The sequence below is a fragment of the Paenibacillus polymyxa genome (assembly GCF_015710975.1).
Taxonomy (GTDB): Bacteria; Bacillota; Bacilli; order Paenibacillales; family Paenibacillaceae; genus Paenibacillus; species Paenibacillus polymyxa.
Genome location: NZ_CP049783.1, coordinates 1755001 through 1780258 on the forward strand (window position 1 = coordinate 1755001; position 25258 = coordinate 1780258).

At 49.3% G+C, this 25258-nt stretch carries 1 protein-coding gene and 1 pseudogene; one reads left to right on the forward strand and one right to left on the reverse strand.

Annotation, left to right across the window (positions count from 1 at the left end):
- Nucleotides 1-352: 352 nt before the first annotated feature.
- Complete coding sequence (locus G7035_RS07960; protein WP_016818884.1) at nt 353-1387, forward strand: alpha/beta hydrolase; 1035 nt, start codon at nt 353-355, stop codon at nt 1385-1387.
- A 112-nt stretch (nt 1388-1499) separates the two neighbouring features.
- Here the strand turns inward: G7035_RS07960 and G7035_RS27805 are convergent.
- Nucleotides 1500-25229: pseudogene (locus tag G7035_RS27805) on the reverse strand (non-ribosomal peptide synthase/polyketide synthase).
- Between the last annotated feature and the right edge of the window lie 29 nt (nt 25230-25258).

A 25258-nucleotide genomic window follows, 5' to 3' on the forward strand; every position in this document is an offset into this window, starting at 1 on the left:
CGGAATTAGAGTATATCATTCTGGATTTTTAAATGCAAGTTTTTTTATTAAATTGTTTTCACACCTATATGTTTGTAGCTGGGCCCTAGGCTTTTGTTCAAATGGTTCCTAGATTGTATATTCATTTTTTCTTTAATATTGATGATTTGACAAACAAAGGATGGGTATAAATGATAAGGAACGCCCGCGCCATTCCCCTCAGCCTTTAATAGTGAAAAGGTAGATACTACGGAATTCCAACTTAATGTTTACATGAAAGTTCATCATGAACCAACCACACCAAAGCAATTTTACCTCATATGAAATAGATGTTGTGAATTGAATAATGACCTTATAGAGGAGTAGATGTTATATGAAACAACGAAGGCTGACCTGGACGAAAGTTGTGTTTTGGGTTATCTCTTGCTTACTGCTTGTTGTTATCTCTGGATTTGTGTATGAGTGGATTGCATCCAAACATGATAAGTCGCAACATCCTCCTCTGGGGAGAATGGTCGACGCTGGAGGTTATCGTCTCCATATTCATAAAATGGGTGCCGGCTCTCCAACGATAGTGCTTGAATCAGGGAGCGGGGAAAGTAGCCTTTCTTGGAGAGATATTCCCGAGAAGCTATCATCCTTTGCCACCGTTGTATCCTATGATCGGGCAGGCTATGCATGGAGCGAAGAGGCAAATACTCCACGTACCGGCGAAAACATCGTTCGGGAGCTTCATACCGCTCTAAAAAATGCAGACATCCAAGCTCCATATATCCTTGTAGGCCATTCCCTCGGAGGGATGTACTCAAGACTCTATGCACAGACGTACAGAGACGAAGTCGCAGGATTGGTTCTGGTGGATGCTAGGCCTGAGAATGATGCCCGGCGGACAAATAAGATCTATGCCAAAGAACGGCCTAAGGTCAATCCCTCGCCGCTCATATCCATTCTCCTAGAAAGATCGGGGGCTTTTCGTCTGTTCCCCAACTTAATGCTAAACGGTCGGGTGGAGTATCGAGATAGAAAATCTTTCGTGAACATTGTTGCTTCCCCCAAGTACTTTCGCTCTGTTGCCGAGGAGGGTGATCTGGCGAGCACTACCGAAGATGCCATACGCGGCCAGCATTTGGGCAACCTCCCTGTACGCGTAATTGCCCGAGGCATTCAGCAAAATTTGACTCAGTTCGGTATAAGTAAGCGTGGAAATGATCAGATCGAACAAAGCTGGCAAATCGGGCAGCGCGAGATGCTCCACATCTCTAACAACAGCAAGCTTATTGTCGCCAAAAAGAGCGAACATATGATTATCCATGATCAACCTGAGCTCGTCATTCAAGTCATCCGTGATCTCATCTCCAATATCCATTATTCTCGGTCAACCATTGCTAAAACAAACACTGATCATTAAGGGCACTACTCTCTGCATGTTGCGGATTTCATAAAATAAAAAGGACGCCCGGGTTCCTTTATAAAGGAACCCGGGCGTCTTTGTTGCCCACTACTATTCTGGTTGATTGATATTAAGACAAAATAGGCTTGTTTTTAGATGAGGCTTCTGCAATTTTACCAAGTATCTGTCTCAGTACTTTAGCATTCTCTCCAACAAAACCGGAATCAAGCAGCACATCGTGCGTTCCGATGACCCCGTATTCTTTGTATTGGCCAAGTGTTGCCTGTTGCCATAACAATTTATCTAATGATGTATCCGGACCAACACTATCATCCTCTGCAATCATAGCATGGATATTCGCATGAACTTCACCTGCGTTAATAAGCTCATCGCGGTAGCTGGAGTAAACCAACATTTTGTCCATGACTCGCTCCCTGTCGGCTGGATCGGCCAGGAATGCTTTGTACTGCTCCCTAATGCTGTCCAGCACCGTCTCGACAATCTCTTCAAGCTCCTCAGGTGTCGATTCATCCTTGGACATCTTTCTCATAGCATCTACCATAATAATGTCCCCAACATGGTAACCTCGGCTTTCCATGGCTTTAGCTACCTCAAAGGCAAGATTTCCTCCAAGTGAGTATCCCAAGAATATATATGGACCCTCTGCTTGAATATCTACGATGGCATCGATGTATCGATCCAACATATCTTGACCCTGGAAACGGTCGCCGATAAATTCCATCCCGTACACCTCGCAAAGCCCATCCAGCTCCTTGGCCATCTCATAGTACCCCAGAGAGTGACCTACCCGAGGAGGGAAGCAAAATACTTTAAGCGTTCCTTTTCCTGGGAAGTGGATAATTTCCATTTCTTGTTCATCGGCAGCAGTTGTTGCCTGCAGCTTGAAAATTTCATGCGCCATTTCTTCCACAGTCGGCAGATTAAATACGGCTTGAAGTGGGAGATGAACACCCATACTGGACGAGATCCTTTGGATCAAGCCCAATACTTTCAGGGAATGACCGCCAAGTTCGAAGAATTGATCCCTGATCCCGATTTCCTGTACTCCGAGCACCTCGGACCAAATCTTAGCAAGCTCTACTTCTGTCTGCGTACGCGGCGCGATATACTCGGCTGTGCTCCGCAGAAGTGTTTCCGGTGCCGGTAGCGCTTTGCGATCCAATTTGCCATTCGGATTCAGCGGCATTTGCCCCAACTGCACGAAAGCAGATGGAATCATGTAGCTTGGCAGCTCGCTGGCCAGTGCCTCGCGTAGTACGCCCGCTGCGAGCGCCTCCTCGGCCACAAAGTATGCACAAAGCTGAGTACTTCCGCTGGAGTCAGCCAGTGCTAGAACAACCGCTTCCTGCACCGATGGTACCTTCAGAATTTGTGCTTCCACTTCTCCCAGCTCAATGCGGTAACCGCGGATTTTTACCTGGTGATCAATCCGTCCCAAGTACTCAATATTCCCGTCAGGCAACCACCGAGCCAAATCGCCCGTTCGGTAAATCCGTTCACCCGACTTGTACGGATGAGGAATGAACTTCTCTGCTGTCAGTTCCGGCTGATTGAAATACCCTCTCGCTACCCCTTCACCTGCAATGCAGAGTTCCCCCGGCACACCTACTGGGGATACCTGAGAAGCGCTATCCATCATCCATACTTGGACGTTAGCGTACGGTTTGCCGATAGGCACATGCGTTAGAGTCGCAGTCTCACGACTCGTTGTATATCGAGTCGCATATACAGCCGCCTCCGTAGGACCGTAGATGTTCTCCAGTACGGCATAAGGAGACACTTTATAGTACTCTTCCACAAGTTTGGCAGGCAGCGTCTCGCCGCAGGCAAACAGATATTTCAGAGTAAGGAATCCTTGGGTACTGCTTTCTTTCAAATATTGAACGAGCACACTGAGCATCGAAGGTACCAAATTAAGATGCGTGATTCGGTTCGCATCCACAGCCTCCAGCAGTGCGACCGGATCTTTGTCCACGCCCTGCGGTAGGATCACGAGCGTCCCCTGTCCAAAGAACCAACAGAACAGCTCCGGTACGGAGAAGTCAAAGGTGAATGTCGTTTTGAGCAGGAATCGGTCACCTGCCAACATAGGATATTCAGCTTCCAACTGACTCAGTGTATGGACGGCGGAGCGATGCTCAATCATTACACCTTTCGGCTTGCCGGTTGAACCCGACGTGTAAATGATATACGCCAGATGTTCTGGTCCTGCAATTGGCTCCAGATTGGAGTCATCCGCATGATACGCCTGCGGATCATCCAGTGCCAGGATCGTGCCAGTGAATGGGAAACGATCCTTGAGATGGCTCTTCGTCAGCAGAAGCTTCGCTCCCGAATCCTCCAGCATGTGGTGAATACGATCCTCAGGGAATTCCGGATCAATCGGAACATAAGCGCCGCCCGCTTTTAGAATGGCATGGATACCTATGATCATCTCAAGCGAACGCTCGACCATGATGCCGACTGGCTGATCTGGTCTGACCCCTTGCGCGCGGAGCGTACGTGCGAGGCGGTTGGCCTGCTGATGAAGTTCTCCGTAGGTAAGCTCCGTTTCGCCGAAAATAAGTGCTGTATGATCCGGTGTGAGTGCAGCTTTTTCCTCAAATATGCCGTGAAGGGTCTTCTCACGCGGATAAGGAGCTGCTGTGTCTCCCCATACCTCTATAATTTGTGATTTCTCTTCTGGCGTTATCAGCTCCAGCTCATCAATACGGATAGCAGGTTGTACAGATACGTTTGTCAGAATTTTCGTCAAGTGCCCTTGAATCCGTTCCACGCTCTCCCGGTCATAGACACGGGCATTATAACGATACAAGAACTCCAGACTACGTCCCGGCAGCACAATGAGGTTAAAATCATAATTTGTCTGTTCAAACATCTGAACATCCGTAATTTTGTATTCAGCCTCATCATTGGCAATTTTCTCTTCCATATGCTCTTCTACCGGGTAATTCTCAAATACCATGATATGGGAAATCAAATCTTGCTTTTGTTCGCTCTGTGCCTGAATCTCATAGAGCGGATAGGAATCATAAGCATGCCCAGCCAAATATAATTCCTGCTGTCTCTTCATCACATGAGAGAACGTTTCGCTTCCTTCGGCCTGAACTCGAACTGGAACTGTATTAATGAAGAGACCGATCATGCTTTCGATGCCTGGAATCTCGGCAGGTCTCCCCGAAACCACACTTCCGAAGACGACATCCTGACTTCTATTGTAGCGTTGCAATACGATTCCCCAAGCAGCTTGCATCAGCGTGTTCATCGTCACTTGATGCTGTTTGGCCACTTGTTCCAAGCGCTCAGTCAAATCTGCATCCAACGTGAATACCAGCTTCTCCGACACGTAGGCTTCTGCTTTTGCCGATGGCTGTGTGATGGCCTGTGGCAGCTTCGTCTGCTGCTCGTAGCCTTCCAGATACCCTCTCCAGTAGGAGGATGCCTCTTCCTCGCCTTGTTTCTCTAACCATTGAATGTACTGGCTGTACGATGCTGCTACAGGAAGTTCAGGCTCCCTTTGCTCACGCAGAGCTCCGTACGTTTCAAACACTTCCTGGAGCACAAGAGGCATACACCAGCCATCCAAAATGATGTGATGAGAGCTCCACAATAGATGGTAGTGCTCTTTTGCAGTACGTAGAATAGCAACACGCAGCAAGGCTTCATTCGCAAGATCAAAACCTCTCGCTTTGTCCTGGTCCATATAAGCTGCAAGACGCGTTTCCATTTCGCCCGGTTCCAGCTCATGCAATTCCTCGTATACGAAATCGCATGCTCTTTCTTTGAACACAATCTGTATAGGGAAGTCGCCCCATCCAGCATGGAAATTCGTTCTCAGTATGGCATGCCGTTTCATCAGATGCTGTAAGCTGCGTTTGAAATCCTCAGGATAGAATACTCCCTGAATTTCAAATGTGGCCTGCTCAAAGTAGACCTCTGAATGAGGCTCCAGCAAGCTGTGGAACAGCATTCCCTTTTGCATCGGTGTCAGTTTATACACATTTTCAATGCTACCGATGTGCCGTGTCTGCTCTTCCAGCTCCTCGATTTCCTCCAAGCTGATATCGTTAAGGAGTACATCGCTTGGTGTAAGCTCGGTTCTATCCTTGCGTGCACAGTGTCCAATGACTTCACTGAGACGTTCCTTCAAGATACCGGCAAACTTTTCTACCGAATCCACATGGAACTGTTGATGGTTATAGCTGACCGAAAGCTGAAGCTGTCCTTCGGTAATCAGTCCATTAATATTCAAGGCCTGATGCTGCACCATCTCCTCACTGACCTCAGTTCCTGCTGAGTAAGGCGATACCTCCATCGTTCCCTCTGCAAGATCCTGGTCAAACTGCCCCAGGTAGTTGAAGGTAATCTCCGGTTCTGCCGAGAAGGAGGAGCCAGTGGATACGTCACTCAAATATTTCAAAATACCATATCCTACACCTTTGTTCGGGATACGACGCAGGCCTTCCTTAATACGCTTGATTCTGGCGCCGATCTCCATTTCGCCTCCCATCTCAAGGGCGACAGGATACTGACTTGTAAACCAGCCTATTGTGCGAGTGATATCTAATTCCGGTACAACAGGCTCCCGTCCATGTCCTTCGAGCACGATGCCTACACGTTCGATCCCTGTCCACTCGTGAACAGCCATACCTAGGGCCGTCAAGAGCAGATCGTTAACTTCCGTATTGTAAGCGCGATTCGCCTCTTTCAGGAACTGCTCTGTCTCTTCTGGCGACCATGTTACCGTAACAGCCTCGGTGTCTTTTATGAGAAGAGCGCCGTCTACCTTGTCTTTTGGAAGAAGGGCAAATCCCTCTCCTTCTACCTCTGCCCAAAAACTACGTTCTTGTTTAGCCGCCGGGCTGTTGGCATATTGCGTAATCCCATCAACCCATGCCCGGTACGAATCTGTCTTTTGTGGGAGCTTGACCGCTTCTCCACGTGCTGCTTGTTCGTAGCCTTCCTGCAAGTCCTCAAAGAGAATACGCCAGGATACGCCATCCACAGCCAAATGATGAATAACGATCAACAAATGTTCGCCTTCCGCACAGCGGAACAAACCTAGTCTAAAGAGAGGCCCATCCTCCAGAGAGATGCTGCGCTGAATGGCTTCTGCACCAGCTTCTATTGCCAAAGCCGGGTCTTTTTCATCCTGCAAATCGTGGATTTGGAGGCTATACAGCTCACCTTCGCCCAAACTGCGGTTCCACGCTTCTACTCCGTGCTCTCCTTGGCGGAATACCAGTCGCAGCGCATCATGGTGTTCTGCAATTTTTTGAATAACCTTGGCGAGCGCATCGGTATTAAAGCCTTCGCGTCGGTACAGCATGACCGACTGATTAAAGTGATGTAGATCCTTTGACTGCTCTTCGAAAAATCTGCGCTGGGCAGGTCCCAGTTTTACCGTTCCGTGTACCTCGCCCTGATCTGCAATTCGGCTGACTGCGCTAACACGCTGAGCCAGTTCCGCAATTGTTGGATAGCTGAATAAATTCTTCATCTCCAGTTTGTAGCCTGCGTGGAGAAGTCTTGATGAAACCTGAATCGATTTGATCGAGTCGCCTCCAAGTTCAAAGAAATTATCATGCATGCCAACAAGCGGTACGCCGAGCACACCTTGCCAAATCGAAGCCAAAATATTCTCCACATCCGTCCGCGGAGCAGCAAAGGCGGCTCCTGCTTTCACACCCAAGTTTGGTTCAGGCAGTGCCTTACGATCCAGCTTGCCATTTGGTGTCAAAGGCATTACGTCCATTTGGACAAAGTAAGACGGAATCATATATGCAGGCAGCTCGGCAGACAGTTCATTTCTCAGCTCGCTGACAGACATTTCCCGATCAGCTACAAAGTAAGCACATAGAGACTTCTGTCCATTGGCGTCTGCCCACGCAACAACGAGAGCTTCCTCCACAAGTGGCATATCCAGCAACTTGGCCTCAATCTCACCAAGCTCAATACGATAGCCCCGTATTTTAACTTGATGGTCAATACGCCCAATGTACTCAATGTCTCCATTAGGAAGGCGACGAGCCAAATCTCCGGTCCGATACATATTTCCTTCCGCAGCGAACGGATCCCTAATGAATTTTTCTGCGGTAAGATCCGGACGATTCAGGTATCCACGGGCTACTCCGTCCCCGGCGATGTACATTTCGCCCTCCACACCTAACGGTACAAGACGAAGCTGTTCATCCAGGATATGAATGTATATGTTGTCGGACGGCAATCCAATCGGTACAGATTCCCGTGTATCCTTCGCAGGATCGTACAGGTGAATCATGCAGCCAACGACGGTTTCGGTTGGGCCGTATTCATTGTAAATTTTGATGTTGCCGCCAAAGAGATCGGTAATCGTTTTGGACAAATGAGTGGTCAGATTCTCTCCACCCACAATAAGCTGCTGAATACGACTCTCCGCTGGAATGGTCATGTCTTTTATGAGACTGAGATGCGTCGGCGTCAGCTTGAGAATATCGACCGCATTTTCGCGCAAAATATGCTGAACGACCTCTGCCTTATCTATACCATCATAAATCCGTACTATTCCTCCGTTTATTAACGGAGTAAACATTGATGTCATCGTCAAGTCAAACGAAATGGATGAGTACAGCGGGAAGTCCGTTGGTTGCCCTGCACAATAGACCTTATTGGCCCACCAGATGTAGTTCACGATCCCTTTATGGTTAATCATGGTTCCCTTCGGATTCCCTGTTGTACCTGAGGTATAGATTAAATACACTAGGTCGTTTCCTCTTACAGGAATATTAGGATTATCCACTCCGGTTCCGTAGATGTGCGGAGAATCCAATTCCATAACCATTCCCTCAAAGGAGGCCAGCTTCGTCAGGTGGCTCTGTGTGAGCAGAATCTCAGCGCCGGAGTCCTTCAGAATATACTGAATCCGCTCCTGCGGATATTCAGGATCAATCGGTACATAGGCTCCGCCCGCTTTGAGTACACCCATGATGGCAACCAGCAGTTCCACTGACCGATCCGCCAACAGACCCACTACTTGTTCACTCCGCAGTCCCTGGTCTATCAAGGTCGAAGCCAGTCTGTTCGCCCGCTCGTTCAACTCCCGATACGTGATCTGGATATCGCCGCTTACTGCTGCGATCTTATCTGGCGTACGGACAACCTGTTCCTCAAACAAGGTATGCAGACCCTGATCACTTGGATAGGCATGAGCCTTGCCACCCCAGTCAAGCAGCTTCGTCCGTTCCTCCGGTGTTACAATCTCCAGCTCCTGTATCGTCGCTTGTGGACGAGTAGCTACCTGATCGAGCATTTGCAACAAATGTCCTCCGATTCGCGCAATGCTTTCTTGCTCATAGACCGAAGCGTTGTAGCGAATGCAGACCTTAATGTCCTCGCCTGGAATGACAACGAGGTTAAAGTCATAGTTGGTTTGCTCAAACATGGCGAAGTTGGCGACTTCGAGATTGTCCTCTGTGTGATTACCCGACTGTTCTACCTGTTCGTCGAGCGGATAATTTTCAAAGATCATAATATGAGAAATCAGGTCTTGCTTTTGGGTTGTTTTCCCCTGAATCTCATACAGCGGATAGGTGTCGTAGGCACGACCAGCCAACGAATGTGCCTGTGTACGTTTCATCACCTCGACAAAGGCCTCGTCTTTGGATGACTGTACGCGGATAGGTACTGTATTAATAAACAGACCCACCATATTCTCGATCCCTGCAATCTCAGCAGGTCTACCTGATACAACGCCACCGAAAACAACATCCGAGCTGGCATTGTAATGTTGGAGAATCAGGCCCCAGGCTGTCTGCATGAGTGTGTTGACGGTCACATGATTGCGCTTCGCGACAACATCCATTTTATGGGTCAAGGACGCGCCCAAATGGAGAACATGCTCATTCAGAACGTAACCCTCTACTTTAGCTTGAGATTTCGTTTTAGCTTCCGGCAATACAGTATTACCGTCATAGTCTTCGAGATATTGGCTCCAATATGTTGAAGACTCTTGATCATCCTGTGCATCAAGCCATTCTATATAACGGCTGTAGGGCTGAGCCGGTGGTAGTACAGGCTGTACTTGCTGACGCAGGGCAGAATAATAATCGAACAGCTCCTGTGTAATAATCGGGATGCACCAGCCATCCATGACAATATGATGGAAGCTCCACAATACAAGGTGGCTTTGTTCCTTTTGCATGACAGTCACTCGCATCAGCGGATCTTCTGACAAGCTGAATCCCTTAGCCATATCTTCAGTAGTATAAGCCTGAATTTGGGCTTCTTGCTCCTGCAACGTACCGGCACGCAAATCTACGTAGTTCAGAGGGATTGGCCGTTGCTTAAAGACAACTTGCAGCGGTACATCAGTGATATTGTTGTAAAAGCCGGTACGCAATATGGCATGTCGTTGCGCCAAAGCCTGGAAGCTCTCGAAGAAGATATCTACATCGAAGCTGCCACGTAGCTCAAACGTTGCCTGCTCAAAGTATGAAGAGGAGTCCGGCTCCAGCAAGCTGTGGAAGAGCATGCCCTTCTGCATTGCCGTTAGCTTGTACACATCCTCAATCTCTCCAATATGGGCCGTTTGGGCTGTGAGTCGATCAAGCTGCTCCAGGGTCAGTCCTTGGAACAGAACATCACTCGGCGTAAGCTGCGAACGCTCCTGAGTCACACAATGCTGGATGACCTCGCTAAGACTTGACTGTAATAATTCAGCAAAATGACTTACCGTCTCCTTACGGTACTGCCTGTTGCTGTACGTAATCGTCAGTGATAGCTGGCCTTCGGCAATCATGCCATTCACATCCAGAGCATATTGCTGTGGTGTGTGATCACTGAGCGCCTTACCGACTGAATGTGTAGACAGGCTAAGAGCATTGCCTTCCAAATCCTGATCAAACTGTCCAAGGTAGTTGAAGGAAACCTCCGGTTCTACGCTGAATCGAGTACCTTTTTCCGGTGCCATATACTTCAGCAGACCGTAGCCGATGCCTTTGTGCGGAACTTCTCGCAAATTCTCCTTGATGCGCTTGATTTGGGCAGATACTTCCTGCCCACCTTGCAGGTTCAGCAGAACAGGGTATTGGGTGGTGAACCAGCCCACGGTGCGGGTAATATCCAGATCTGGTACGATCATTTCCCGGCCATGCCCTTCAAGGTTAACCAAAATCTGTTCCATGCCTGTCCAGCGCTGAATAGCTGCTCCCAGCGCAGTCAAGAGCAAATCATTCGTCTCCGTATGATAAGCCCGGTTTGCTTGTCGCAACAGCAGGTCTGTTTCTTCAGCAGACCACGTTACCGTAACCGACTCGGTATCCCGAATGGTGCCCGGTTCCTGATCCTCATCCTTTGGCAGTGGAGCCAGCATCGTCTCCTCAATCTGCTGCCAGTATGAACGTTCCTCGTCCAGGGCAGGGCCTGCTGCATACTTCGCCGCTTGCTCGGACCATACAAGATACGAATCGGTCTTTTGCGGAAGAACAATCGCTTTTCCATTCAATGCCTGCTCGTATCCTGTTGCAATGTCTTCAAACAGGATGCGCCAGGATACGCCGTCAACCAAGAGGTGATGAATGACAATCAACAAATGATCGCCATCATTACAATGGAACAAGCCTAGCTTGAACAGAGGGCCGTCTTCCAAGTGGAAGCTTGCCTGGATGGCATCGGCCTGGGCTTGAACAGCAGCTGCCTGGTCTTCTACCTGTCTCATATCGACGATGTCCAATGTGTAGAGTTCGCCTTCGTCAATTCCCCGATTCCAAGCTGCATATCCAGCTTCTGTAGACCGGAAAACCATACGTAGCGCGTCATGATGAATCGCAACTTGGTCCATTGTCAACCGGAGTGCAGCCTCATCAAAGCCGTCTTTCCGATGGAGCATGACAGCATGATTGTAATGATGTGGCTCCGCTGTGTGACGTTCAAAGAACCAGCGCTGAATTGGCATTAACTCCGCTGCACCTTTGATTTCACCCTGCTCTGCTGTGCGTCCGGCTACTTGAAGATACGGGCTTAGCTCAGCAATTGTCGGATATTTGAAGAGATCCTTCATCTCTAATTTATATCCTAATTGGAACAATCTAGAGGACACCTGAATCGCCTTAATGGAGTCACCACCCAGATCGAAGAAGTGATCATGGATGCCGACCTGCTGTGCTCCTAACACACCTTGCCATACAGAAGCCAAAGCTTCCTCAGCTGTGTTCCTCGGCGCTTCATAAACCGCTCCAGTCTGCACATTGGTCTCAGGAGCTGGAAGTGCTTTGCGATCCAGCTTACCATTTGGTGTCAACGGCATCTGTTCCAATTGCATGAAGTAAGACGGAATCATATAAGCCGGCAGCTCAGCAGCCAAGGCTTTTCTCAATTCGCCTACTGTCAGCATCTGATCGGCAGTGAAATAGCCCACCAGTACTTTTTGTCCACTTCCATCCTCCCGGGCAAGCACAACGGCCTCCCTCACAGACGGAGCATGGAGCAACTTCGCCTCCACTTCTCCCAGTTCGATACGGTAACCCCGGATTTTAACCTGATGGTCAATCCGTCCCAAATACTCCATGCTGCCATCCGGCAACCAGCGTGCCAAGTCACCTGAGCGGTACATGCGCTCGCCCGCTTCAAACGGATGAGCTACAAACTTCTCTGCCGTCAATTCCGGTCGGTTCAGTTAGCCACGCGCCAGGCCTTCGCCCGCCACATAGAGTTCACCCGGAATGCCAATCGGTTGTGGACGGCGTTGTTCATCCAGAATGTACGCACGTAGTGTCGGAATCGGGATACCGATATTGCTGCGGCCCTGTCCAATTTCCAGTTCCGTAATTTCCTTATACGTTACATGCACGGTCGTTTCCGTGATGCCATACATGTTGATGAGCTGTACTTGCGGATATTTCGCTCTCCAGTCCTTGAGCAAGGCCGGGCTTAATGCCTCCCCGCCGAAGATAATCATGCGAAGACTCAATTCTGCAGCGCGATGACTAAGTTCTTCTTGTAGTAACTGATAGAAGTATGTTGGCGTCTGGTTCAACACGGTAACCTTCTGGTCCTTAAGCAACTGCAAGAAACGCTCTGGGCTCTTCGCAGTAAGCGATGGAACGATGACCAGACGACCTCCGTTCAGCAATGCCCCGTACATCTCCCATACGGAGAAGTCGAAACAGAATGAATGGAACAGCGTCCACGTATCCTGAGGACCGAAATCAAACATATTTTTATCATTAAAGAGCAAGCGGACTACATTTTTGTGCTCGATCAGCGTTCCCTTTGGCTTGCCTGTCGTACCCGATGTGTAGATAACGTAGGCAAGATGATTCGGTCCAGCCGTAGGCTCCAGATTTGAGACATCTTCCTTGTAGGAAGCCGCCTCGTCCAGATTAACAATGTCCCCGGTGAAGGAGATACGTGTCTCCAGATGCGCTTGTGCCAGCAGCAGCTTGGCTCCCGAATCCTCAAGCATAAAGCGAATGCGGTCCTCTGGATATTCAGGGTCGACAGGGACATAAGCCCCGCCCGCCTTCAAGATGGCCAAAATCCCAACGACCATTTCAAGGGAACGATCCGCCATGATTCCAACCAAACCGTCTGGTTGCAGACCACGCTCGCGGAGCGTTCTGGCAAGTCCATTGGCCCGCTCATTCAGCTCGCTATAGGACAAGGTTGCCTCTTCACATACGACCGCTACTGCATCCGGATTACGGACAGCCTGTTCCTCGAACAGTGCATGAATCGTTTGGTCACGAGGATAATCTGCTTTGGCTTCGTCCGCATCTTTCATCAGCATCGACTTTTCCTGCGGTGTCACGATATCAAGGGATGACAACGACAATCCCGGATTGGCGATAGCTTCCTGAATAAGCTGTACAAAGTGGCCTGCCATCCGCTCAGCGGTCTCCCGCTTGTAGATTGCAGTCGCGTATTCCAACGTGCAGTTCAATGCCCCATCCGCTTCACTCACTGTCAGCGTGAGGTCGAACTTGGCAGCAGGATGGCCCTGATCGTAAGGAGTGAAACGCAATCCCTCTATTTCTTGTTCTCCCTGCTCGATATTTTGCAGAACAAACATAGTATCAAATAGTGGGTTACGACTCAGGTCACGCTGAAGCTCCAGCTTCTCTACCAGCTCCTCGAACGGATAATCCTGATTTTCATAGGCCCGCAGTGCTGTTTCCTTCACTTCCTTCAAGTAAGCCTCGAAGGACTTTTCGCCCTCTGGATAAGTACGCAGTGCCACTGTGCCTACGAACATACCGATGAGTCCTTCGAGTGTGGCATGGGATCTTCCCGCCACTGGTGAACCTACAATGACATCTTCCTGCCCCGTGTACTTGTGCAAGAGCGTCGTATAGGCTGCCAGCAGCACCATGAACAGCGTAGAACCTGTTCGGGTAGCCAGCTCCTGGAGTGAAGCGCTCAGAGAAGCATCAATCTGGAAGTCAATCCGATCTCCCGCAAAGCTTCGTACCGCAGGACGAACTTCATCTACTGGTAAATCCAGCACTGGCAAGCTTCCGCGGAATGCATCCAGCCAGTAAGCTTCCTGGGCTTTGAGACGCTCGCTTCCGAGCTGCTCTTGCTGCCATACCGCATAGTCTGTGTACTGGATCTGCAACGCAGGCAATACGTCCTCTTCTTGGTAGAAGTGAAGGAACTCTTCTATGAGAATATTCATAGAAACCCCATCCGAGACAATATGATGCATATCGAACAACAGTAAATGGCGCTCGTGTGCAATTCGAATGAGACCTACCCGCAGCAATGGTGCTTCGCCAAGGTCAAAAGGATGAACAAACTGCTGAAGGGCAGCTTCTGACTCTGTCTCGCTCAACTCCGCATATTCCACCGTAAACGGAACATCCGGTAGGATCTGCTGTACAGGTTCACCGTTAACAGTCACAAAACGGGTTCGCAGTGAACCATGACGATGAATCAGACGACGGAATGCCTGCTCCAGTCGTTCCCGATTCAGGGCTCCCTCAACCATAAGAATACCTGGCATATTGTAGCTCAGCTCTCCGCCTTCCAGCTGGCTAAGGATAAACAGCCGTTTTTGGGCTGAGGACAATGGGTAGTGCTCTCGCGCTCCCGCTGTAGGAATTTCTTCAAAATTCAGCGGTGTATAGCCCTCAATGGCACGAGCCAAGCCTTCAATGGTAGGCGACTCGAACACTTCTCTTAGGCTAATCTCACGGTTCATCTCCTTACGAATTCGTGAGACTAGCAGAGCTGCACGCAGTGAATGGCCTCCAAAATGGAAGAAATTATCCTTTACTCCCGCGCTCTCTACACCCAGCACCTCTTGCCAGATTTCGGCTAATTGAATTTCTACAGGTGTCTGTGGAGCCTCAGATGAAGCAACTGCCCATCCTTGCTCACCCTGCAGCGCTTTTCGATCTATTTTTCCGTTCGACGTCAGAGGCATGTCCTCCAGTTGTACGAAGCGGGAAGGGATCATATATCCAGGTAACATCTCCGACAGAACTGCCCGGAGCTCCGATACCTCAAGCTTCTGAGCAGCTACAAAGTAAGCGACTAGATCTTTGTAGCCATCCTCACTTTCCACAGCCAAGGCCACGACTTCCTGAACGAACGGCACTCTGAGCATGTGTGCTTCGACCTCGCCCAGCTCGATCCGATAGCCACGAATTTTGACTTGGTGATCTATCCGACCTAAGTACTCGATAGTTCCATCTGGTAACCAACGAACCAAATCACCCGTCCGATACATACGCTCTCCTGGAGTAAACGGATTGTCCACGAACTTCTCATCCATTAACGCAGGCTGGTTATGATAGCCCCGGGCTAACCCGATACCTGAAATGCATAGCTCTCCAGCTACGCCGACAGGCAGCACTCTGAAATGGTCATCCAAGATATACACACGATGGTTAGCAATGGGTTGTCCAATGGACACCCGTTCCATCGTTTCTTCACTGTCCGGGACAGTCCACATTGTGGTGCATACAGAATCCTCTGTTGGGCCATAGCCATTGAAGTACTGTACGTGCTTCCTCCATTTTTCGATCAACTCGACCGATGTGGCCGATCCGGCGGTTAGCAGGCATCGCAGTGCTGGCAGGCGCTCCGGCTCAAGGTGAATAATGTAAGCTGGTGGCAGAGTCGCTATCGTAATTGCCTTGCTGTTCATGAACTGCTCGAACAGGGCATGATCTAAAATATCTTGCGTAGAAGGAATGCATAGAGTAGCCCCGTGGCTCAGTGCCGTTATAATCTCGGAAACCGATGCATCGAACGACAGACTTGCAAACTGAACGATCCGATCCTGCGGTGTAACTTCGAAGAGTCCCCGATATACGTCCGACAGATTTCGTAGTCCGCGGTGCTCTACTAACACGCCCTTAGGCTGACCCGTCGTGCCCGAAGTATAGATCACGTAAGCCAGGTCATCAGAGTTGGCCGTATCCTTCAAATTCGATTCATCGGCATCATAGGTCGACGGTTCTTCCAGCAACAGGACATTTCCCATCCAGTCTATATGCTCCAAAAGATGCGCTTGGGCAAGGATCATCTTCGTCCCCGAATCTTCGAGCATGTAGTTGATTCGCTCTTTCGGATACTCTGGATCCATTGGAACGTAGGCGCCCCCGGCTTTCATAATGCCGTACATCCCAACGATCATATCCGTTGACCGTTCAACAAGCAGCCCCACCAGGTCTCCCGTCTTGATTCCCTCAGCACGCAGTCTTCTCGCCAATCCATTGGCTTTTGCGTTCAGCTCGGCATAGGTCAGCATCTCGTTCTCAAACAGAATGGCAGTCGCGTCCGGCGTTCGAGCCGCCTGTTCCTCCAACAGCCCGTGAAACGTGGTACGGTGTTTGGAGCTGGCTTCCGTTTCTCCCCATACGCTCAGAATCTGTTCTCTCTCCTGCGGCGTAACCAATTCCAGAGCATCCACGGAAATTGCAGGATTCTCCACAATTTGTTCCATGAGGTGAAACAAGTGACTCTTGATTTGTTCAATCGTGGCTGAATCATAGACGAGCGCATTGTATTGGAACAACAATCTCATCTCTTTGCCCGGTAGAACAATTAAGTTAAAATCGTAATTCGTTTGTTCAAGAAGCTCCGCTTCCTCAATCTCAAAGGCAGCCTCGCCATCTCCTAGACGCTCTACTTCCTCTTCCACAGGATAATTCTCAAATACCATAATATGTGAGATTAGATCCTGCTTTTGGTCCGTCTGAGCCTGAATTTCAAACAACGGGTAGGTGTCATACATATGAGAAGCCATATATTGCTCCTGCTGTTGCTTCATCAGGACTGTGAAGGGGAGATGTCCTTCCGTCTTCACACGAACTGGAATTGTATTAATGAACAAACCGATCATCCGGTCAATTCCCGGAATTTCAGCCGGTCTGCCTGACACTACACTTCCATATACAACATCCCGACTACCGTTATAGCGTTGAAGCGCAACGCCCCAGATGGACTGCAGCAATATATTCATCGTGACATGAGCATCTCTGGCCACCTTTTCCAGACGTTCAGTCAATTCCCTGCTGACAGGATAGTTCAGCTTTTCTGCTACATAGCCTTCTCCTTTGACTGCTCCACCGACTTGAGGTAAAAGCGTCTGTTGCTCATAACCGGCCAGATATCGGCTCCAATAGTCGGCCGCAGCTGCTTCATCCTGCTGTTCCAGCCATTCAATATATCGGCTATACGGCTGGACCTCTGCCAGCTGAGGCTCTCTTCCTTCCAGGAGGGCAAAATAGTGTTCAAACACCTCCTGTGTAATTAATGGAACACACCATCCATCCATGACGATGTGGTGGAAGCTCCACAAGAGACGGAAGCTCTCTTCATCTGTTTGCAAAATCGATACACGGAGAAGCTCATCTTCAGCCAGGTTGAAGCCCTGTGCTTTGTCCTCAGCGGCAAATGTCTTTAGATAAGCTTCACGCTGTGGTGCATTCATCTCACGCAGGTCTTCATACACCAGTTTGGCGCCTCTGTGCCGAAATACGACTTGTAAAGGCTCACTGCCCCAACCACTGTAGAAGTTCGTGCGCAGAATGGCATGACGCTCCACCACTGCATCCAGACTATGTCCGAAAGCGGTCGGATCAAAACTACCCTTAAAGTCAAAGGCAGCCTGCTCAAAATAAGCACCTGTATGCGGCTCGAACATATCATGAAACAGCATGCCCTTCTGCATCGGCGTCAGGCTGTATACATTCTCAATATCGCCTATGTGGCTGGTCTGCTTAGAAAGCTCCTCCAGATCAGCAATGCTCAGCCCCTTGGCAAGCACATCGCTTGGTGTCAATACAGTTCTTTCCTGGGTTACACAATGCTGAAGAAGCTGCCGTAGGCTTTCTTCAATATATCCAGCGAGCTGTTTCATTGTAGATGACTTATACTGTTTTCCGTTATAACTCATCGTCAGAGTCAAGGCTCCGTCTGTCACCATGCCATTAATATCTAGCGTATAGGCTGGCTCTCCCAACAGGCTTTGCGCGCTTCCGGTCGGATAAGGAGAAACCTGCAACGAGCTTCCTTGCAAATCCTGATCAAACTGCCCCAGATAGTTAAAAGAAATCTCAGGCTGCAAGCTGAAACTGTCTGCGTCCTCCTGACTCGCCATCGTTTTGAGCAACCCATATCCGATACCTTTATTCGGAATACGGCGCAGCTCTTCTTTCACTGATTTGATTAAGGCTGACAACTCAAGATCATTTCCCAAGTCTAAAATGACTGGGTATTGGCTTGTAAACCAGCCAACAGTACGGGTAATATCGATATTCGATATAATCGGCTCACGACCGTGCCCCTCAAGATTCACAGCGATCTTACCAATACCAGACCATTTGGATACCGCCATGCCTAGAGCAGTCAATAGCAGATCGTTCGTCTCCGTTTGGTAAGCACGATGGGCTTTTCTCAGCAGTTGATCGGTTTCTTCTACCGTCCATTGTGCTGTCACCACTTCGCTATCCTGCAATAAAAGGCTTTCCACAGCCTCATCCTTCGGCAACTGCTCGAGTGGCTGATCCCCAAGCTTGCTCCAATACGCCCGATGCACCTCGATTTCTGGTCCTTCCGAATAACGGGCAATAGCGTCTCCCCAATCACGGAAGGAATCCGTTTTCTGCGGAAATGTCAGTGCTTGTCCTTGGATCACCTGTTCATAGCCTGCTGCGAAGTCCTCGAACAAAATCCGCCAGGATACTCCGTCCACCACTAAATGATGGATCACGATCAGAAGGTGGTCTCCATCCTGACAATGGAAAAGCCCTAACTTCATCAGTGGACCTTCTGCCAGATTGATGCTGCGCTGGATGTCATCCGACAGCGTTGTAATGGCTGCAACCGGATTAGATTCGCTCCGTAAATCAGCAGTGATCAGGCTATACAGCTCTCCTTCTCCAAGATCACGGTTCCAAGCCTCGTAGCCCTGCTCGGTCTGACGAAAAGCCATGCGAAGGGCATCATGATGCTCTGCCAATTTTCTCAGCACTTGATGCAAGGCCGTTTCCTCAAATCCCTGTTCACGATACAGCATAACTGCTTGATTGAAGTGATGGGGCTCTGTCTGCTTCCGCCCAAAGAACCACTGCTGGACTGGAGTCAAGCGAGCCGCTCCACGCACAACTCCCTGCTCAGCCATATGCACGGCTGTTTGTATTTCTGCACCTAGCTCGGCAATGGTTGGGGATTTGAACAGTTGCTTCATCTCTAACCGATAACCAGCTTGCAGTAACCGTGACGACACCTGAATGGCCTTGATAGAGTCTCCACCCAATTCAAAGAAATTGTCATGGATCCCCACCTGTTCGGCACCCAGCACTCCTTGCCAGACAGATGCCAAAGCTTCCTCAGCCGGTGTACGAGGAGCTGTATACTTCCGTCCTGTATGCGCACCTACTTGCGGAGCTGGCAGAGATCTGCGGTCCACTTTTCCGTTCGACGTTAATGGCATTCGATCCATCTGGATAAAGTAGGATGGCATCATGTAGCCCGGAAGTACCTGCGATAGGGCAAGGCGTACTTCGCCTGCCGTGAGCGTACGATCTGCCACATAATAAGCGCAAAGCTGCTTCTCTCCAAGCTCATCCGCACGAACGACGACTACGGCTTCAACTACTGACTCCACCTTGGCTAATTGAGCCTCGATTTCGGGGAGTTCGATACGGTAACCGCGTATTTTGACCTGCTCATCAATTCTTCCCTTAAATTCCAGGTTCCCATCTGGAAGCCAGCGAACCAAATCACCAGTTCGATAGCAGCGTTCCCCTTCCTTAACAGGACTAGGGACAAATTTTTCTGCTGTGAGGTCAGGACGATTGAGGTATCCGCGCGCTACACCTTCACCACCGACAATCAGCTCGCCCCAAGCACCAATGGGCTGTAATTGCAGCGATCCATTGACTACATAAGCGGTCGAGTTACTAATCGGGCGCCCAATCGGCACGCCCCCTTCAACACGACCCGGAATCTTGTAGGTGGTGGAGAAGGTCGTATTCTCTGTCGGACCATAGCCATTGATAGGGACAAGATCAGGATTAGCCTCAATGACACGGTTTATATGAGATATGGACAGTACGTCACCACCTACCAGCAATGCTTTCAGTCCTCTGAACAGGTACTCGTCCTGCAGTGAAAGCTGATTGAAAAGCGGTGAAGTAAGCCACATGGTCGTAATTCCGTATTTGGCAATAGCTGCTTTGAGCCGATCGGCAATCAGGATATCGTCGTTCTCTACGAAATAAAGCTGTCCACCATTAAGCAACGCTCCCCATATCTCAAAGGTCGAGGCATCGAAGGCCACGGCTCCTGTCTGCAAAATTCGCGTGGATTCGTTCAGCTCCACATAATTGGTTTCTTTGACCAGACGGACCACGTTCCGATGTTCAACCATAACGCCCTTCGGTCTACCTGTCGTACCCGAGGTATAGATCACATAAGCGAGTCCCTGTGGTCCCTGAACTGTCTCCTCAGCTTGGACAGGATCAGACGCATAAGCCTCTTCACTGCTGAGGTCAACAATCGGTATACCGTAGTCTACATTTATAAGCTCGCCCTTTTGTACCAGTAGTAGCTTGACATCGGAATCTTCGAGCATATAACGAACCCGATCTTCCGGGTAATCAGGATCGATTGGCACATAGGCTCCACCAGCCTGAAGCACGGCGAGCATACCAACCACCATCTCGATACTCCGTCCGCCCATAATAGCCACCGGTTGCTCCCTTAGCGTCCCCAAACGACGCAGTGTTTGGGCCAAGCGGCTCGCCTTGTCTTCCAACTCAAGGTATGTTAACCGGACATCGCCGAATACCAACGCCGTCTGCTCCGGTGTATGCTTGACTTGTTCCGCGAACAATTCATGAATGGTCTTATCCCTTGGATAAGGAGTAGCTGTCGCGTTGAATACTTCAATGATCTGTACTTTCTCCTCCGGTGTGATCATTTCAATTTCGGCCAATTGCAACTGAGGATTGGCCGCGACTGCATGCAGAACCCGAAGCAAGTGGGTTGCAAGTCGCTCTACAGTTTCCCGCCGATACAAAGCTGTACTATATTCGAGGCCAAAGGCTAGTTCAGCGCCCTTCTCCTCTACATTAAGGGACAGGTCAAATTTGGCTGTGACGGTGTCCATCGGGTAAGGAGTAAAGTGCACGCCATCCATGTCTTGCTCTTCCTGCTCCGTATTTTGCAATACCAACAGGGTGTCAAAGAGCGGATTGCGGCTGACATCACGTCCTACGCCCAGTTTTTCGACCAATTTCTCAAAAGGGTAATCCTGATGCTCGAACGCCTTGAGCGCTGTTTCCTTGACTTCCAGAAGATAATCCTGAAAGGTTTTTTCTCCTGCCGGGTAGCTGCGCAAAGCCAGTGTATTGACAAACATACCAATGATGCCCTCAAGCTCCGCTTGTGGTCTGCCGGCTACTGGAGAACCTACGACGATGTCCTTCTGCCCTGTATATTTGTGCAGCAGCACCGAATAAGCGGCCAGCAATACCATATACAGTGTAGTACCTGTACGGGATGCAAGCTCTTGTATCGCCTTATTGCCAGACTCGTCCAATGTAAAATCAATACGGCTGCCCTCGAAGCTCCGAACCGAAGAGCGCTGGAAGTCCGTAGGCAAATCCAATACCGGCAACTCTCCTTCAAAGGTTTGCAGCCAATACGCTTCAAGGTCTTGCCATTCTCTTTCCGACTGTTCCCGTTGCCATACCGCATAATCCTTGTATTGAATATGCAGTTCTGGTAGTTGTTCTCCTTGATATAATTGCGTGAGTTCCTCCACTAGTATTTGAATGGAAACCCCATCTGAAATGATGTGGTGCATATCAAACAGCAACAGATGACGCTCCTCCTGCAGCTTCACTAAGCTAACACGAAGCAATGGAGCCTGGCTCAGATCAAAGGCACGGGTAAAGCTGTGAATGAGCGTATCCGTCTCCTCCGCTGAAGCCTCTGTATAGCCCAACGTGAACGGAACATCCTTATGCACATGCTGAACAAGCTCTCCATCCTGCATATAAAAGCAGGTTCTCAGCGATTCATGGCGCTGGATCAGTGCCTTGAACGCAGACTCCAGCCGCACGCGATCCAACGGTCCGTCCACGGTGAAGGCACCTGGCATATTGTAGCTGAGCTCTCCCCCATCCATCTGTCTCAGCACGTATAACCGCTTTTGCGCTGAGGACACTGGGTATGCTTCGCTTTCTTCAGCCTGTGGAATGGACTCGTACACGGTTGGAATGCGTTCCTTCACCAGTCGCGCCAGGGATTCAACCGTAGGCGATTGAAATACTTCACGCAGCGAAATGCTGCATCCCAGCTCTTTGCGAATCCGCGTAACGAGCAATGTTGCCCGCAAAGAGTGACCACCGATCTCAAAGAAATTATCGTGGACGCCAACGCGGGCGGCTCCCAGGATATCCTGCCAAATAAGCACCAGTTGTGCTTCCACTGCAGTTCTTGGAGCCAGATAATCCTCGCCGGATTGTACGCTACCCTCAGGAGCCGGCAACGCGCGGCGATCCAGCTTGCCATTAGGTGTAAGCGGCATTTGCTCCAACCGAACAAAATAAGAGGGAATCATGTAAGCTGGTAATTCCGTTGCCAGCTGAGACCGCAATTCCCCTGGCGAAAGATCGCTGGAGGCTACATAGTAGGCGCACAGCAATTTTTGTCCCTGTTCGTCGTCCCGGGCGAGGACAATCGTTTCCCGTACGCCCGGAGCTTTGAGAATTTGGGCTTCGACCTCGCCCAGCTCAATTCGGTAGCCGCGAATTTTGACCTGATGATCGATCCGGCCCAAATATTCAATATTGCCGTCAGGCAACCAGCGAGCCAGGTCCCCAGTTCGGTACAGGCGTTCTCCCGCTCGATACGGATGTTCTACAAATTTCTCAGCCGTCAAATCTGGCCGGTTCAAATACCCACGGGCAAGACCATCCCCCGCAATGTATAGCTCTCCCGGAACCCCGACAGGCTGCAAGCGTCTGTGCTCATCAAAAATATAAGCGCTAAGCGTTGGAATGGTTCTACCAATATTGCTTTTGCCTGCTTCTATCTCATGTTCTGTGATTTCCTTGTAAGTGACATGAACCGTCGTTTCCGTAATTCCGTACATATTAATCAGCTGCACATCAGGATACTTTGCCCGCCAGTTTTTCAGAAGAGATGGGCTCAAAGCCTCTCCGCCAAAAATAATTTTTCTAAGGCTAAGTTCTGTGGACGATTGTGCCAATTCTTCCTGTATCACCTGATAAAAATATGTCGGCGTTTGGTTTAAAATGGTGACTCGATTGTCCTTCAACAGCTCTAAGAAAGCTGCCGGACTCTTAGCTGTAAGGGATGGGACAATTACCAGTTTTCCTCCGTAAAGAAGCGCCCCATACATCTCCCAAACAGAGAAATCGAAGCAGAACGAATGGAATAGAGTCCATGTATCATGGGAACTGAAATCAAATAAATTGTTATCGTTAAAGAGCAGACGAACTACATTTTTGTGCTCGATCAGCGTTCCCTTCGGCTTGCCAGTTGTACCCGATGTGTAGATAACATAGGCCAAATGGTTCGGTCCCGAAATGCTCTCCAGATTAGAAGCATCTCCTGTATACGTTGCCGCTTCGTCCAAACTCACAAGCTTTCCGTCAAAAGTGGTACTCTCCCATAGATGGCTTTGGGTGAGCAATAGACGGACTCCCGAATCCTCTAGCATGTAACGAATGCGTTCTTCAGGATATTCAGGATCAATTGGCACATAGGCCCCTCCTGCCTTCAAAACCGCCAACATGCCGACGACCATATCTAGGGAACGATCCGCCATAATCCCCACGAGTACATCTGCACCAACGCCTTCGGTGCGCAAATATCTCGCAAGCTGGTTAGCCTGCTCATTTAGAGCTAGGTATGTAATGCTCTGCTCGCCCATCTGAACAGCTACGTGGTCCGGCGTGCGCTCAGCTTGTTCCTCGAATAAGCCATGAATGGTCTTATCACGCGGGTAATCCACTACATCGCCTTCCGAAAGAGCCAGAATGGATTGCTCTTCTGCTTCTCCCAATAGATTTACTTCTGCAATGGAAAGCTGCGGTGTATGAATGATCTGCTCGGCGATCGTAAGCAGTTGGGACACCATGTCCGTTACTTCACTGCGTTCGAACAGCTCTGTCCGATAATCGATATCCAGTACAAGCTCGCCTTCATCCAAGATTTCCACGATATGAAGCACGAAATCATTCACTTCATCGCCGCAAAAATCATAATCCGTCAAAATGCGCACGTCATCCAAGTCAACCCAGTTGATAAGGCGGTATTCCATGGAAACACCAAAAAGCCGCTGAATATCCTTGTTGCCGTGCATTTCTCTAAGATCCTGAATTAACTGATTGTATGGATATTTCTGATGCCGCAAGACTGACATTTGGTCCCTGGCTACTTCCTGCAGGAAGCTTAACACCTCTACATCCTTGTCAACGTATGTTCTGGCGGCAGCCGTGCTGACAAACATACCGATCTTTTGCTTCTCTTTCTTGTTCCCCCGGTTAGCGAACGAGGTACCGATCACCACATCTGGCTGATTCGTCACTTTGTGTATGTAGATATACATCGCACCCATGAAGAATTGGAACAGAGAAATCCTGTTTTGTTGGCAAAATGCCTGTAGCTCGTTATATAGCGTCTCCGGCACAGTAAAATGTTCTCGAACAGCTTGGGTACTTAGCGATAACGGGTTATATGACTTCCAGCCTGTGAGTTCAGGCAAATCGGAGAATTTATCCAGCCAGTATGCCTTATCCTTTTGGTACCTGTCAGAAAGCTCATATGCGTTCTCATCTGCAATATATTCAATATAAGAGCAATCATCGCTCAGCTTAGGTTCATTTCCTTGAATTAAATCCATATAAAAGGCTGTCAGTTGATTTCCATAAACCACCATAGAGATCCCGTCAGAAATAATATGATGCATTTTGATATTAATCCAATACTCTTCCTCACTAATCTTCACAATCAAAAACTGGAAGAGTTCAGAGTCCAGCAATGGCAAAGGTTTGCTTTTGTGCTGCTCAAGTAAGGCTTCCACCTCGGAAATACTATCGATATGAGTAAGATCCAAGCACTCCAACTGTCTTTCTTCATAAGGAACGACATACTGCTGGGGCACTCCATCCACTGAAGTAATACGAATGCGGAACGCATCATACTGTTTGATAATCAAATTGATGGACTGCATGAAGGCAGCGATATTGATGTGACCCTTCATCTTGGCTGTACCGGATAGCTGTGACACGGATGTATCTGGATAGAGTAATTCGGTATACCATATACGCTTTTGCGCATTCGTTAAATCAAATAACTGCATGTTATTCATCTCATTTCACTCCTATTTCCGTGATGTGA

What these genes read in the sequence shown, in the direction of transcription:
- G7035_RS07960 (WP_016818884.1), top strand. Translation starts at nt 353, where the DNA reads ATGAAACAACGAAGGCTGACCTGGACGAAAGTTGTGTTTTGGGTTATC.